Source organism: Candidatus Neomarinimicrobiota bacterium (genome assembly GCA_041862535.1).
Classification (GTDB): Bacteria; Fidelibacterota; Marinisomatia; order SCGC-AAA003-L08; family TS1B11.
The window spans coordinates 1-14,018 of the sequence record JBGVTM010000032.1; the positions used below are offsets into that span (position 1 = coordinate 1).

The following is a 14,018-nucleotide window of genomic DNA, read 5'->3' on the forward strand; positions in this document are numbered from 1 at the left end:
AGTTGTCTCATCAGAGGCATCGCTGGGTAGCTACGTTCGGCAGGGATAAGCGCTGAAAGCATATAAGCACGAAGCCCTCCCCAAGATGAGATTTCCCTTTCCGGCGCAAGCCGGAACTGAAGGCTCCCTGTAGATGACAGGGTTGATAGGCCACAGGTGTAAGTTCGGTAACGGATTCAGCCGAGTGGTACTAATAAGCCGTGAGGCTTGAACAGTCTTTTTTGATTTGATCCAGCCTGTCTGGCGCAGCTTTTATTCTCCATTAATTTTCCGGTGACCATAGCGTAGGGGAAACACCCGATCCCTTTCCGAACTCGGAAGTTAAGCCCTACAGCGCCGATGGTACTGTCCGCTTACGCAGGATGGGAGAGTAGGTCGTCGCCGGAGCTTTTATTTTTTGGGCCCCCTGAACGCTTCTTTGTCAGGGGGTTCTTTATTTTACTATAGTTCTTGACTTAGAATGTGACCTCCGATACATTTTTATCCGCCAGGCTTTGCTAATATGGCCTGGCAATATACTCAGGGTGGTCTCATTGCACCACCAGCGCCCCTTGTATGTCAGCGGGGGTGAAACCTTCTTCGAAAAGGATGCGATGATGAAAAAAGCACTTTGGCCAATCCTGCTGGCTATCGCTCTCGGCGGGAATTCGGCCTTCGGACAATCCGTCTCGATCCGGGAGCTCTATTTCAATGAGTTCATCACCTTTTACGTCAGTAGCGTCGATGTCGCCACTGGTGCCACCGATGTGAACATCTTCGCTTATGAGCTCAACTCCACGGAGTACCCGGTATGGTCGCAGGTAGACTTCAAAATACTGATCAATTCGATCCCTCTGGGACTGACCTATAATACCCCCTTCCTAAGCGTCCTGACTGATCCATTCCGGCTAGAGGGTCCTGTCCAGATCAGGAATACGGATCTGGATGTCAACACTGAGCAGATTTATTATTCCAGCGGCCCGCATGCTGGGGAGGCGGTCAGTTTCACCATCGAGGAATTAAGGACAATTTTTGACGAAGAGGGCTACAATCCCGATGACCTACAAAGCCGGATCATCCAGACCGGGCGGCTGCCCGATGGTACCTATCGGTTTAGTATCGTCATTAATGCCTGGGAGGATGTGGCTGGCGAGATGGGTGGCTCGATACCCGGGGATGAGATCGACAAGAGCATTGTCTCTTCTCACCCGATTGCGTTGGAACTCATCTCCCCGGGCGGTCCCCTGGAGGATACTACCAATACCGCCATCACCACGACCTATCCCTTTTTCCAGTGGCAATCGGACCCGTGCGCCATCTGCACCTATCAGGTTCGCGTGGCCGAGTTCAAGCCGCGCGAGCACAGCTCCATGGAAGATGCCATTGATGATCAGACTGTCCTGCCTCTGGATCAGGCCTTGGGCTATTATAATGTGGGCAATAACACCTCCTTCCAGTACCCCATGACGGGGGCTGTCGACCTGGAGCCGGGTCATATCTATGTCTGGCAGGTGCAGAAGGTCCTTCCCACTACGGAAGGGGAGGAATTCATCAACAGTTTCATCTGGGCTTTCCAGATCATTGATCCTACGCGGGCCGAGGCCTCGGGGGCAGCCGGTGCAGGCGTTGTCGTGCAGGGGCCCATTTTGCGGTTCCTGCAGACTGCTATGGGTGGCGAGAATTTCGATCAGGCATTCGAGGTTGGCGGGGAGCTGGATGGGTACCACCCCAACCAGTTGGTCAGGTTGAACGGCGTGTCTATAAATCCTGCCCAGCTGAATGACCTGAATAACGCTCTGCAGCAGGGCACAATCACGATTATTAGTGTGGAGGTGCAGTAAAATGAGACGTACACTATACTACCTCCTGCTCATCACAGTGTCGCTGGCCTGGGGGGCAGACAAAATCGCCTTCACCACCAAGGTGAGTGGTCAGGTGAATCTGGTGAATCTGCAACAACAGACCGTGCCCTTAAAGCGTGGCACGGTCTTAAACGCCGGCGAGAAGATTGAAACCCTTAGCGATGGCCTGGCTGTCATTATGTTCATCGATGATAAGAGCATCCTCCGGGTGCAGAAAAACACGGTCGTCACGATTGGCGGGGAACGGTCGGCCACAGCCATCTCGAAGCAGATCGATATGCAGTTTGGGAAGCTGCGGGCCCAGATCACCGAACAGCGGCGAGGGGAATTTATTGTCTCCACACCCATCTCGGTGGCGTCAGTGAAGGGGACCGATTTCTGGGCCACTTCGGATCCGGTCCTGGGAGACATCTTTCTGGGTATCGAAGGTCTCGTCGAGGTCCTGAACCTCGTCAGCGGCGGGGTTCTTTCATTTGGTGGGGGAATGATGTGTAAATCCGGACTCGATGGAACCACCGAGGTCACGATCTATGTGCTCATCGTCAGTGAACTCCTGAGGGTATCGGAGGACGCCCTGTCCATGGAGCCGGCGGTGGTAGGTGAGGGTGATGCGCGCATCCAGTTCAATGGACAGGTGCTCCTTACCGCCGAGACCAGCTATGCCGGTCCTGAGCCCAGTGTCGGCAGTACGGTCACCATTTCCGGCACTGCCAACGACGACGGTTCCGTTACGGCCGTTCAGGTGGCAGTTGAGGAAGAAGCTGTGGCTGAAGTGGAACCCGATGAGATCAGGATTCAGCTGGAAGATAATGAGGGCAACATCAAAGAAGTCATTATCATTTACCAATAAGCACCCTTAATTTTCGATTCCATTCTTTAACTCCGGAGGTAAAGGGAAGGTGACTATTCGAGTCTGTCGCAGCGCACAGGTGTTTTTTCTTTTAGTTGTCGGGCTTTCAGCTAGCAGTTACGCTGATGGCATCATCTATCATCAGGCTCCCTCGGAAGCCGTAGCACAGGAACCACTGACCTTGGAAGCCGTGGTGGAGGTTGAGGATGCCGCTGTTGTATCGGTCAATATCTTTTACCGACTCAAAGGTCAGTTGGCGTATATGGAGGTCCCCATGTCATCAGCGGGCGGGGGCTTATATTTCGGAACTATTCCAGCCGGTGATGTGGCGGAGGCGGGTCTGGAATACTACCTCCTTGCCGTCCTAGATGATGAGAGTGTCCTGGCCTTCCCGGTTGATGATCTGGAAGTCAATCCGCTCTTTATCGCGGTGAAGCCCGCCGCCAAGCGCTTGGACGTTGAAGAGGTGGTCCAGGAGACCGCCGCTATTGTCGAGGAGATCGGGGTATTGATCCTGTCGCCGGAGCCGCGAGCAATCTATCTACCGGAGAATGTAGTGGTGGCTGCATCCCTGTTCGGCATCCAGGATCTGGATGCTTCCTCCATACGAGTCCTGGTCGATGGAAAAGACGTGACCAAGGCAGCGAACGTGTCCGCCGATCTGGTCACTTACGTTCCCCCTGCATTAGCGACCGGTGGGCATCAGGTTGAGATTCGCCTGAATCGTGCTTCCGGGGTGGCCTATGATCCAGTGGTGTGGCGGTTTCTGGTGACCGGGAAAGCGGCGGCCACTACGGCGCGGGCTTACCAGCATTCGGGACTCATCACACCCTCCTATCGGCGTAATAACGTCGACAACCAGGTGTTGGAAGTGAGTAATCTCAAGATGTCTTATCGCGGCGGATGGGAATGGCTGAGAGTGCGGGGCGACTTGAAGCTCTCCTCCGAGGAAGATGCCTTCAAGACCCCTCGCAACCGGTATTTCGCCAGCTTTCAGACGCCGGTGCTGACATTGGGTATTGGTGATGTCACCCCGCGCTTTGACCGCTTTGGCCTGGATAGTAAACGCTTGAGAGGATATGATGCCAACTTGACGCTGGGGTATTTAAATCTACGCGTGGCGCAGGGGCAGCTGGAGCGAGTCATCCAGGGACGGCCTGAGTTGGCCTATCAAGTCACTGATTACGATCCCGATGCCAACAGCCTCAGTGTATCACGATCGGGTTATACGTTCCAGCGGGATGTCCTGGCGATTCGCCCCACTATCGGCTCGGGACAGCGGTTTCAGCTCGGTTTATCGTTTATCAAGGCGCGTGATAACGTTCCCTCAGTAAATACGATCATTGATGATGGCATTATTAAAATTGATAGCAGTGACGCGGCTGACGATGCCTTTGCACGGGTAGACTGGATCGACGATTCTTTACATACGATCCGCTATCGTGATCTTACAAAATATGTCGATGTGGTGGTGCCAGATAGCGATTGGGTCGGGAAGACTCCCCAGGACAATCTCGTAATTGGCGCCGACCTGTCTCTCGCTCTGGCCCGGCGCCGGTTCGTAGTTCAGGCGGGAGGTGCCCTGAGCATGCTTAACCGGAATATTTGGGACCCGACCTTGACCCTCGCGGCGCTTGATACCCTTTTAGATGATGTTCCCGATGACATGGTTGCGGGTGAGATGAGTCTGGATGAAGTACGCACCCAATTAGAGAGTTTTGGAATTCCAGCTGATTTTACGGAGTTCGAGCATATCTATCAGATGGGAATTGCCCAGGTTCCGTTGGTGCCCATCGATCCGACCGCCCCGATGAATCTTTCCACAATCTCGAAGCTGCCCTCGCTGGCCTACCATCTCACCACCAAGATTAATTATCTGCGCAACTTCATCACCCTACAGTACCAGCAGGTGGGGCCGGAGTTCAACTCCCTGGCGAACCCCAACCTGCAAAAGAACGTGCGTATCTGGAACATCTCCGATCGTATCCGTATGTTCAGGAACAGGCTATTTATTTCGGCTCTCTACCGCGCGACCGACGATAATATTGTCAAGCTTATAAAGGAGGATGATCCTGAGACCCCGGAGGATGAGACCAAAGAGAGTGACCCGATCACTACTACCCAGATGATGAACCTGAGCGCCAACATCAATCTGGGCCAGGACCTACCTTCACTCAGCCTGGGAATGAGGACTTACGAGCGGAATAACGGCGTTGATACTGTGAGTACTGACCTTGCCATTTCCGACGGCCGTGAGCACAGCCGCACCACATCACGGAGTATTGGTCTTAGCTACCGGCTGCAGCTGCTGGCGTCGACCCATGATTTGAACTTAAACTTGGCTAAGACGCTGATCAGTGATCAGATTGAAGACCGCCGGGCAGATGATCCTCTGTTCGTGCCGCCATCGGCCGTATCGAATATTCTGTCCCTGTCGGCCCGCTCCCGGTTCTCCGATCGGCTGGAGACCAACGTCATGCTGGCGACCAATAGGTTGGAGGTTGGTGAAGGGGACAAGCTGGTTGTTCAGGATATCTTTGATATGGATGCATCGGCCCGCTATATCTTAATGAACGGCAGATTGTCGGTGCGCGGAGGTGTTACCTTTACCAACAGCAATAATGCAGAGAGCGAGAGCGAAATTGCGCCCCCCTCGTTCACCCGATTTGGCATTAAAAGTGACTTGAATCTGGAGTTGATCGAAAACCTGCGGCTTATCACAACCTTCGATTTCAAAAGCAAGCAGGTGGAGGGCCGTGATGCGCCCTTGCCCTACTCTGTCATAGCTGCCAATCTGGAATACATTTTCTGAGCGTATGCCTAAGTTGAACTTGAAGAAATTCATCTCGGGTTATGGCGCCGGCCTTATCTGGGCCGGCGTTTCCATTTTTCTGGCTACCGGCATTCACACTCTGGGAGTGTTCGACCTGCCGAACTATAAGGTGCTGGATTTTGCCTTTGCCCAAGTCCGAGGTCCACTTGCAGGCCTGAGTGCCCGGCATCCCATCTCCAGAGACAGCCTCAAAGTGGTCATAGTGGATGTGGATGACGAGTCGTGGCGGTTGGTGCCGTATAAATGGCCCTACCCGCGGGATGAGGTCTGGGCCCGGGTAGTACGAAACCTGGCCGATGCCGGCGCGCGGGTAATCGCCTTCGATGTTGAATTTGACAGTCCCGATTTCAAGTCGGATTATCTGGAGAAACTGAACCGCGCCGGCGGCAATATTCAGTTCCGCCACGGCGATGAGGTGTTCGCCGATGCTATCCGGTATGCCCGGTCGAGGGGTACCCAAGTCGTACTGGCTTCAAAGTTGGTTGAAGAAACCACTCGAGTGCCACCACAGTATATCATGTATCCGGTGCCCCGTCTGATGGCTGCTGATCCTGAGCCGGGACTGATCAACGAAATCAAAGACTTTGATGGGACTACTCGGAAATACGCCATTGCCTATGATATGGCTCACGAGCCAAACAAGTTATACTTGCCTTTGGGACTGAAAGCTCTGAAGGAATACCGGGGAATCCCAGATACGGTCCAGCTGCGACCGAGCTGGGGAACTAACGAAATTTTGTATGGGCCTTTTACTATTAAGACCTATGGTAAAAGAGCCAATTTTATGGTGAATTTTTATGGTCCCCCGTCAGGCAAATCCCTCCCGGGCGAAGAGCCCTGGAAGACCTTCGACCGTTATCCTTTATCAAATGTGCTTGATGATGCCGAATTCGAATTGAAATACATTGAAGAAGACTCTGACTGGATGGACTTCTTCAAGCTGGATAATGATCTGTATGGTATTGTTGGCGAGAGCCCTTTCCTGGACAAGATCGTCCTCATCGGGGTCTCGGTTAACGTCCTGCTCGATGTCAAGACCACCCCCTATTATAACTATGCAGGCCTTCAGCAGATGATGCCGGGAGTGGAGTACCATGCTAATGCCGTCCAGACCGTGCTGGATCAGAACTTTATCCAGGTGGCCGGTGGTACGTTGGAGCTCACCTGGGAATCTTTCGGGGCTAACCTGTTAATCATCGCCATCCTGGCACTGGCCACTTTTATTTTCATTCAGCGGCTATCTCCAGTCCTCGGTGGCTTTGTGGTCGTTTTGGAGATTCTGATATTCGTTGACGTTGCCCTGGGATACTTCACCAGTGACTATCTCTGGCTCCCGAAACTTATAGGAGCCCAGATTCTACCCCGATCTCTGGTGGAGTCTTTATCGGGCCTGTTTACCATCGGGACGCCCGAGCTCGGTGTCTCCCTGTTTGTCCCCATCGTGCCCGGGATGGCTTCCATCGTACTCACATATGGCAGCATTGTCCTGTACCGGTTTTTAATGGAGCAAAAGGATAAGCGGTTTCTCAAGAATACTTTTGGCACCTATGTGTCTCCTGAACTCATCGACCAGATGTATGAGACCAAGCAGACGCCGGAGTTGGGCGGGGAATCGGGTATCCGCACTGCCTACTTTACGGACATCGCCAGCTTCTCCGCCTTCTCGGAAATCCTTACCGCCTCGCAGCTGGTGGAGTTGCTGAATGAATACCTTACTGTCATGACGGACACCCTCTTGGCGCAGCAGGGCACCCTGGACAAGTATGAGGGGGACGCCATCGTGGCTTTCTTCGGGGCGCCTATATATCTGGACGACCACAGCTACCGGGCCTGTCTGGTGGCGCTCCAGATGCAGGAAAAGTTGGCGGAGCTACGGGCTAAGTGGGCCTCGGAGGATGACAAGTGGCCCGATCTGGTGCCCCAGATGCGTATGCGCATCGGCATCAATACGGGCGAAATCGTCACCGGGAACATGGGCAGCCGGACGCGCATGAACTACACCATGATGGGGGACGTAGTCAATACCGCTGCCCGGCTGGAGGCTTCGGCCAAGCAGTATGGCATTTATATCCAAACCACGCTTCCCACCCTGGAATTGGCGGGGAAAGATAAGTTCGAGTGGCGTTATATCGACAAGGTGAGGGTAGTCGGGAAGCTGGAAGCGGTAGAGGCGGTAGAGATCATGGCACTCAATGGGCAGCTGCCGGATGAACTGGTGAAAATGAAAGGTATCTACGAGGCGGGGATGGAATTGTACTGGAAGCAGGAATGGGATGCCGGTATCAAAGAATTTAAGGCCTCCGAAGCGTTGGAAGAGGTTTTCCCCATGCGTCCCACCACCCCCAGTCAGGTTTATATCGAGCGATGCGAGTACTTCAAGGCCAACCCACCTGGCCTGGATTGGGATGGTTCGTGGGCCCTTACTGCCAAGTAGCTGTTTCCCTTCCCAACCCTTTAAGATTACCTTACCTTATCAACCAATTGAGAATATGGCCTGACTGATGTCAAAGAGAGCAGCAGAGCGGGGCCGAATTTTATGGGCCGACGACGAGATCGACCTGCTCAAGCCTCACATTCTTTTTCTGGAAGAGCGGGGGTATGAGGTGACCCCGGTCCATTCCGGTGAGGATGCCCTGCATGAGGTTGCAACCAGCGATTTCAATCTTGTACTCCTGGATGAAATGATGGATGGGATGGATGGCCTCCATACGCTTCAGGAGATCAAGGCTTTAAATCCGGCACTACCGGTCATCATGATTACCAAGAACGAAGAAGAGTGGCTGATGGATGAGGCCATCGCCGCTAATATTGCCGGGTACCTGACCAAGCCAGTAAATCCCAGCCAGATTTTCATGGCGTGCAAATCCATGCTCGAGCAGACCCGTATCCGCAGCGACCGGGCCGCCAGCCGTTACCTGGAGATTTTTCAAGAGCTGAGTCAACGGGTAGAGACGGCCAACACGCTGGAGGAGTGGATCGCTATTTTCCACGAGCTCACTGATTGGGACATCGAATTCGATAAGCATCGTCACTTAGGGTTGAACCAGCTGCTGTCTGAGCAGCACCTTACTGCCAACCAGCGTTTCGGGCACTTTGTGGCGGCACACTATGGGGACTGGCTTGAGGGTGATGCCGGATTCGCCTTATCCCACCAGGTTCTGGATCATTTTGTAACACCCCACCTGCAGGCGGGAACCCGGGTAGTTTTTGTGCTGGTGGATTGCCTGCGCCTGGATCAATGGAAGGCCATGCGGCCTTTATTGGAGGAACGTTTCACGGTAGAGGAAGCGGTCCATCTTTCCATCCTACCCACCGCTACCCCCTTCTCGCGCAATGCCATTTTCAGTGGACTGTTGCCAGGTGAACTTCCCAGGTATTATCCCAATAAGTGGCGGAAGATGGTACAGGATGAATCGAGCATGAACCAATTCGAAGCGGATTTTCTGAGTGATTACCTCAGACGCAGAAAACTGGATGGAATTCAGGCGAAATACTTCAAGCTCATCACGGCTGAGGAGGGGCAGCGTCTATTAGCGCACCTGCCGGAGTATGCCAGTATCCAGCTGCTGGCCCTGGTGGTGAACTTCGTGGACTTATTGGCCCATCATCGGGCCGAAAGCGATGTCATCAAAGAAATTCTGCCGGATGCATCTGGGTACCGGATCACTATCTGTTCCTGGCTGGAGAAGTCATGGATGCGAGAGCTCCTGGAGACCATCGGAGACTGGAAGGAGACGATCATTATTCTCACCAGCGATCACGGCAGCATCCAGGTGGACAAGCCAATCCGGGTTTTAGGTGACCGCCAGACGTCGTCTGGCGTGCGGTACAAGTACGGTCGCAACCTCAACACTCCCGAAAAGGTGGGACTTACAATTAAGCGCCCTGCTGATTATCAGCTCCCAATGGAAGACGTAACTACGAATTATATCATAGCCCGGGACCGAAATTTTTTCGTTTATCCCACTGATTATCATAGATTTGTGAAGCGCTTCGAGGGGAGTTTCCAGCATGGTGGTATTTCGCTGGAGGAGATGGTGGTCCCGGTAGCGACTCTAAGCCCCAGGGGTGCTTAGTGCGGGTATGTTCCCTAAGGGGCCACTGGAATGGATAGGTGCCCATACCCATAGCCCGGAGGAGACCCTGCAGGCGGGGATGGAGTTCGCCAGTTTTTTGAGGCCGGGGGATGTGGTCGCCCTGCACGGCGAGCTGGGTAGCGGTAAGACGACCTTCGTTCAGGGAATATCTCAGGGCCTGGGGCTCAACGATCAGGTGTCCTCCCCAACCTTTGCCTTGATCCACGAGCACGGTCAGCCCCCCAGACTCTATCACATGGATTGCTTCCGGGAGACCTCCCTTGTACGATGGCGCCAGCTGGGACTGGCGGAGTACTTTTACGGTGAAGCCGTATCAGTGATTGAATGGGCTGAAAACATTGCCCCCCTTCTGCCGGAAGGTACCATTCACCTTACTTTTTCCCATGGCCGAGCTAGCAACGAACGCATCATTGAGGTGCAGCCATGAGGCTTCTCGCCATTGAGACGGCCTATGACCTGTGCGGTGTGGCTTTGCTGAGTGAGGCGGGTGTGGAAGTAGTGGAGGAACAGCATGCGCCCCGCCGCCACAACGAGGTTCTGGCTCCGGCGGTGGAGCGGCTTCTAGCAGCCGCGGGTTGTCGCTTGGCCGATGTGGACAGCATTGCTTTATCAGTCGGGCCGGGCTCATACACCGGACTCCGGGTGGGGATGAGCTATGCCAAGGGCCTGGCCTTCGGTACCGGCCTCCCTATCATCCCGGTACCAACCCTTCCCAGCCTGCTGGAAGGGGAAAGGATTGAGCCGCCCGATTGGGTGGCTGCCTGGTCCCATGGCAGAAATGTGTATGCCATACGCCGGGAGGGCGACGAGTGGGGGGCGGTTCAATTCATGCGCTGGGATGACTTTGTGCCCCAAGCTGAAGGACAGATTGTGGCCGGCTACCTCCTGGAGCGATTTCGAGCCGGTTCTGAGCTCGTGGTGGTGGAGACCTGTCCTTCGGCGGTGAAAGTGGGTAAATTTGCTCTGGGGAAGGGGCTTCCGCCGGCCTCCGACCTGGCAGCTTTGGTCCCGGATTATCATCAGGAATATCAGGAGAGATTATCAAGCTATGCTCATTCGTAGGGCCCAAGTCCCGGATATTGACCAGATGGTGAACATTGAGGAACTCTGTTATGAGCATCCCTGGCCGCGGGAAGCTTTCGAAGAGGAGATTGAGCAAGGCGATATTGGGTTTGGTATGGTAGCGGAAGAGGAAGGTTTAATTGTTGGTTTTCTTTCCGGAATGATCGTTTCGGACGAGTTCCATTTGCATAATATTGCAGTCCATCCCGACTTTCGCGGGAGGGGTATCGGTCGGGGATTGATTGAGGCGGTGGAATCCTTCTGCCGGAAAAGTGACTTCAAGCGTATTTTGCTGGAGGTCAGAAAGGATAACGAAATCGCCCGGCACCTTTATCAGAGTATGGGTTTTAAAGCTGTGGGGACCCGCAAAGACTATTACGGTCTTGGCCGCGATGCTTATCTGTTTACCAAACAGATAGAGTCGGAGTGAGTTGTGGCCTGGTTTCGCCGCAGCGCGAAGAAGATCCTTTCCACCGAGCGGAAGAACCTGGCAGGCGATCTGTGGACCAAATGCCCCGGGTGTAATGAGTACATCTACCGGGATGAGCTGGAGCGATCCAGATTTGTATGTCCTACCTGCTCCCATCATTTCAGCATTGGCTGCCGGAAGTACTTGGAGCACCTTCTGGATCATCAGAACAGGTTTACGGAGCTGAATCCTGGTCTGACGTCGATTGATCCCCTGCAATTCAAGGCCGAGAAGAAGTATGCGGACCAGTTGGCGGCGGCGAAGAAGAAGACCGGCCTTAACGAAGCCGTAGTGACTGTGGTTGGCACTATTGAGGGCTACAAGGTTGTCCTGGGGGTAATGGATTTTGCCTTCATTGGCGGCAGCATGGGATCTGTGGTGGGTGAGAAGGTTTCACGGGCGATTGACTATGCGCGTGAGCACCACTTTCCACTAGTCATTATATCTGCTTCCGGTGGGGCGCGTATGCAAGAGGCAGCTTTGAGTTTAATGCAGATGGCGAAGACCAGCGCCAAGCTGAGCTTATTCTCTCAGGAAGGCGGCCTATACATTTCGGTGCTTACCGATCCAACCACGGGCGGGGTGACGGCTAGCTATGCCATGCTGGGGGACGTTATTCTGGCCGAGCCCGGCGCCCTGATCGGATTTGCTGGTGCCCGGGTAATCAAGCAGACTATTGGCCAGGATCTTCCAGAAGGCTTCCAGCGGGCCGAGTTCCTGTTGGAGAAAGGCTTCGTAGACCACATTGTCCACCGTAAAGACTTGAAGGGAACCCTGGCTCACTTGATTGAATTTTTTGGCTATGAGCGTGCCTCTAATTCTCATCAGTAACGACGATGGGATTCAGGCAGCCGGTTTGCGGGCTCTCTGCGAAGCCATGCTTTCCCTGGGAGAAGTAGTAGTGATGGCTCCTGAGGTTGAGCGGAGCGCGGCCGGCCATGCCATTACCCTTGCGGATCCCCTGCGGGTGAACGAGGTGAATCTGGGTCTATCAGATGTGACGGCCTACTCATGCTCCGGAACTCCTGCTGACTGCGTCAAGCTGGCAGTCCTGGCGGTTCTATCACGGCGGCCCGATCTGGTGGTTTCTGGCATCAATCATGGCAGCAATACGGGAATCAACGTAATCTATTCCGGTACTATCTCGGCCGCCACCGAAGGGACGATTTTGGGTGTGCCCAGTGCGGCTTTCTCCATTGACTGCTGGGGGTGCCCCGATTTCGGCCCCGCCAAGGCTATTGCTAATCAGATTGCCGGGAAAATATTGAAGCGGGGACTCCCGCAAGGCACCTTCTTAAACGTGAATATTCCCAACCTGCCGGCTGAGCAACTGCCACCCGGTAGCCTCGACGGGCACGGTTATGTTCTCACCGTGCATGGGAAAGCCGACTGGCAGGACCAATTCGACCGGCGTGTGGATCCCCAAAACCGGATCTACTACTGGCTTACTGGACGCAAACGGGAGCGCCAGGAGCCGCCCGATACTGACGAGGAAACACTGAAATCCGGTAAGGTGAGCATCACCCCCCTGCACTACGACCTCACTGACCGCAGCTATCTGAAAGACCTGGCCAAGTGGGATTTGTTCCAACCGGCGTGACGCACCGGCAGACAGTGGCGATCCTGGACTTCGGGTCCCAGTATACCAAGGTGATCGCCCGCCGGGTTCGAGAGCACCACGTTTATTCGGAAATCCTGCCCTTTGATACCACCGCCGAAGCGCTGTCGGGGGAGCATATCGCTGCCATTATCCTTTCCGGTGGCCCAGCCAGTGTATTCGGCGCGGCGGCACCCCAGCTTGATAACCGGGTGCTGGCGTTGAACAAACCCATTTTGGGCATTTGCTACGGCCTTCAAACCCTGCTGCATCTTACCGGGGGCAAGGTCAGCACCGGTGGCCGGGGCGAATACGGTCCTGCGACGCTGTCTATTGACAAAGCAGACAATCTGTTTCAAGGCCTTTCTGACCGGATTCCCGTATGGATGAGTCACGGTGATCGGGTGGAAGAACTTTCGTCTGAATGGGAGGTCCTGGGGCGGTCGGAGAACGGCGCTATCGCGGCGGTGCGGCACCGGGCAAATCCCTTTTTCGGCACCCAGTTCCATCCCGAAGTGCAACATACACCTGATGGGGGCACCATACTCGCTAACTTTTTGTTCACTATTGCCGGCTGCAAGCCCGACTGGACGCCCACCCACTATCTGGAGGAGCTGACGGCGCGCATCCAGGAGGAAGTGGGCAAAGGCAGGGTTCTGTGTGCCCTCTCCGGGGGAGTAGACAGTTCGGTGGTGGGGACCCTGCTCACAAAGATCCTGGGCGAACGAGTGGTGTGTGTGTTAATTGACCACGGCTTGCTGCGGAAGAATGAGGCGGAGCAGGTAATGTCCTCACTTGGGTTGGGTCTCGGCCTCCACATTCAGCGGGCCGATTATTCCGAGCAGTTCTTGGATGCCTTGAGGGGAGTTGAGGATCCGGAGGAGAAGCGCAAGATCATCGGACGGGAGTTCATCCAGGCCTTTGAGGAGGTAGCCCGGCAATTGGGGCCTGCCGAGTTCCTGGCTCAGGGGACTCTGTATCCCGACGTTATCGAATCTGGTGGGGTGGCTGGCGTGGCCCGAACCATCAAGTCCCATCACAACGTAGGAGGACTGCCGGAGAAGTTGGACTTCCAGCTGCTGGAGCCGTTGCGGGAGCTCTTCAAGGATGAGGTTCGCAATTTGGGCCGTGAGTTGGGTGTGCCGGAGGATATCCTCCAACGCCATCCCTTTCCCGGACCGGGTCTGGCCGTGCGCATTGTGGGCGAAGTTACCCGGGAGCGGGTGCACATGCTTCGAGAGGCCGATTGGATCTATCAGGGGATCCTCA

11 protein-coding genes and 2 rRNA genes are annotated in these 14,018 nt (G+C 54.7%); all 13 read left to right on the forward strand.

Annotated features, from left to right (window positions below; genetic code table 11):
• Positions 1-215 (forward strand): 23S ribosomal RNA (locus tag ACETWG_01280); the annotation flags it as partial.
• A 54-nt stretch (positions 216-269) separates the two neighbouring features.
• Positions 270-387 (forward strand): 5S ribosomal RNA (gene rrf / locus ACETWG_01285).
• Positions 388-533: 146 nt separating this feature from the next.
• Positions 534-1,820, forward strand: coding sequence for a hypothetical protein (locus ACETWG_01290; protein ID MFB0515218.1), 1,287 nt, complete (start codon positions 534-536; stop codon positions 1,818-1,820).
• A 1-nt stretch (position 1,821) separates the two neighbouring features.
• Positions 1,822-2,691, forward strand: coding sequence for a FecR domain-containing protein (locus tag ACETWG_01295; protein ID MFB0515219.1), 870 nt, complete (start codon positions 1,822-1,824; stop codon positions 2,689-2,691).
• Positions 2,692-2,740: 49 nt separating this feature from the next.
• Positions 2,741-5,503, forward strand: a complete 2,763-nt coding sequence (locus ACETWG_01300; GenBank protein ID MFB0515220.1) for a hypothetical protein — start codon at positions 2,741-2,743, stop codon at positions 5,501-5,503.
• A 4-nt stretch (positions 5,504-5,507) separates the two neighbouring features.
• Positions 5,508-7,958 carry a CHASE2 domain-containing protein gene (locus ACETWG_01305; GenBank protein ID MFB0515221.1) on the forward strand — a complete coding sequence of 817 codons (2,451 nt, stop codon included), beginning with the start codon at positions 5,508-5,510 and terminating at the stop codon, positions 7,956-7,958.
• A 67-nt stretch (positions 7,959-8,025) separates the two neighbouring features.
• Positions 8,026-9,600: a response regulator gene (locus ACETWG_01310; protein ID MFB0515222.1), complete on the forward strand. Its 1,575-nt coding sequence runs from the start codon at positions 8,026-8,028 to the stop codon at positions 9,598-9,600.
• A 7-nt stretch (positions 9,601-9,607) separates the two neighbouring features.
• Positions 9,608-10,048, forward strand: a complete 441-nt coding sequence (gene tsaE, locus ACETWG_01315) for a tRNA (adenosine(37)-N6)-threonylcarbamoyltransferase complex ATPase subunit type 1 TsaE (GenBank protein ID MFB0515223.1) — start codon at positions 9,608-9,610, stop codon at positions 10,046-10,048.
• Positions 10,045-10,683, forward strand: a complete 639-nt coding sequence (gene tsaB, locus ACETWG_01320; protein MFB0515224.1) for a tRNA (adenosine(37)-N6)-threonylcarbamoyltransferase complex dimerization subunit type 1 TsaB — start codon at positions 10,045-10,047, stop codon at positions 10,681-10,683. The genes tsaE and tsaB overlap by 4 nt, the downstream gene beginning before the upstream one ends.
• Entirely contained in the window at positions 10,670-11,113 is a 444-nt protein-coding gene (rimI, locus tag ACETWG_01325) for a ribosomal protein S18-alanine N-acetyltransferase (protein ID MFB0515225.1), read from the forward strand. Before tsaB ends, rimI begins: the two co-directional genes overlap by 14 nt.
• Positions 11,114-11,116: 3 nt before the next feature.
• The gene (gene accD / locus ACETWG_01330) at positions 11,117-11,983 is read left to right on the forward strand and encodes an acetyl-CoA carboxylase, carboxyltransferase subunit beta (protein MFB0515226.1); all 867 of its coding nucleotides are present in this window, start codon (positions 11,117-11,119) and stop codon (positions 11,981-11,983) included.
• Positions 11,955-12,752, forward strand: coding sequence for a 5'/3'-nucleotidase SurE (gene surE / locus ACETWG_01335; protein MFB0515227.1), 798 nt, complete (start codon positions 11,955-11,957; stop codon positions 12,750-12,752). Before accD ends, surE begins: the two co-directional genes overlap by 29 nt.
• On the forward strand, positions 12,728-14,018 hold a 1,291-nt coding region (gene guaA / locus ACETWG_01340; protein MFB0515228.1), incomplete at its 3' end, for a glutamine-hydrolyzing GMP synthase. The genes surE and guaA, both read left to right, overlap by 25 nt.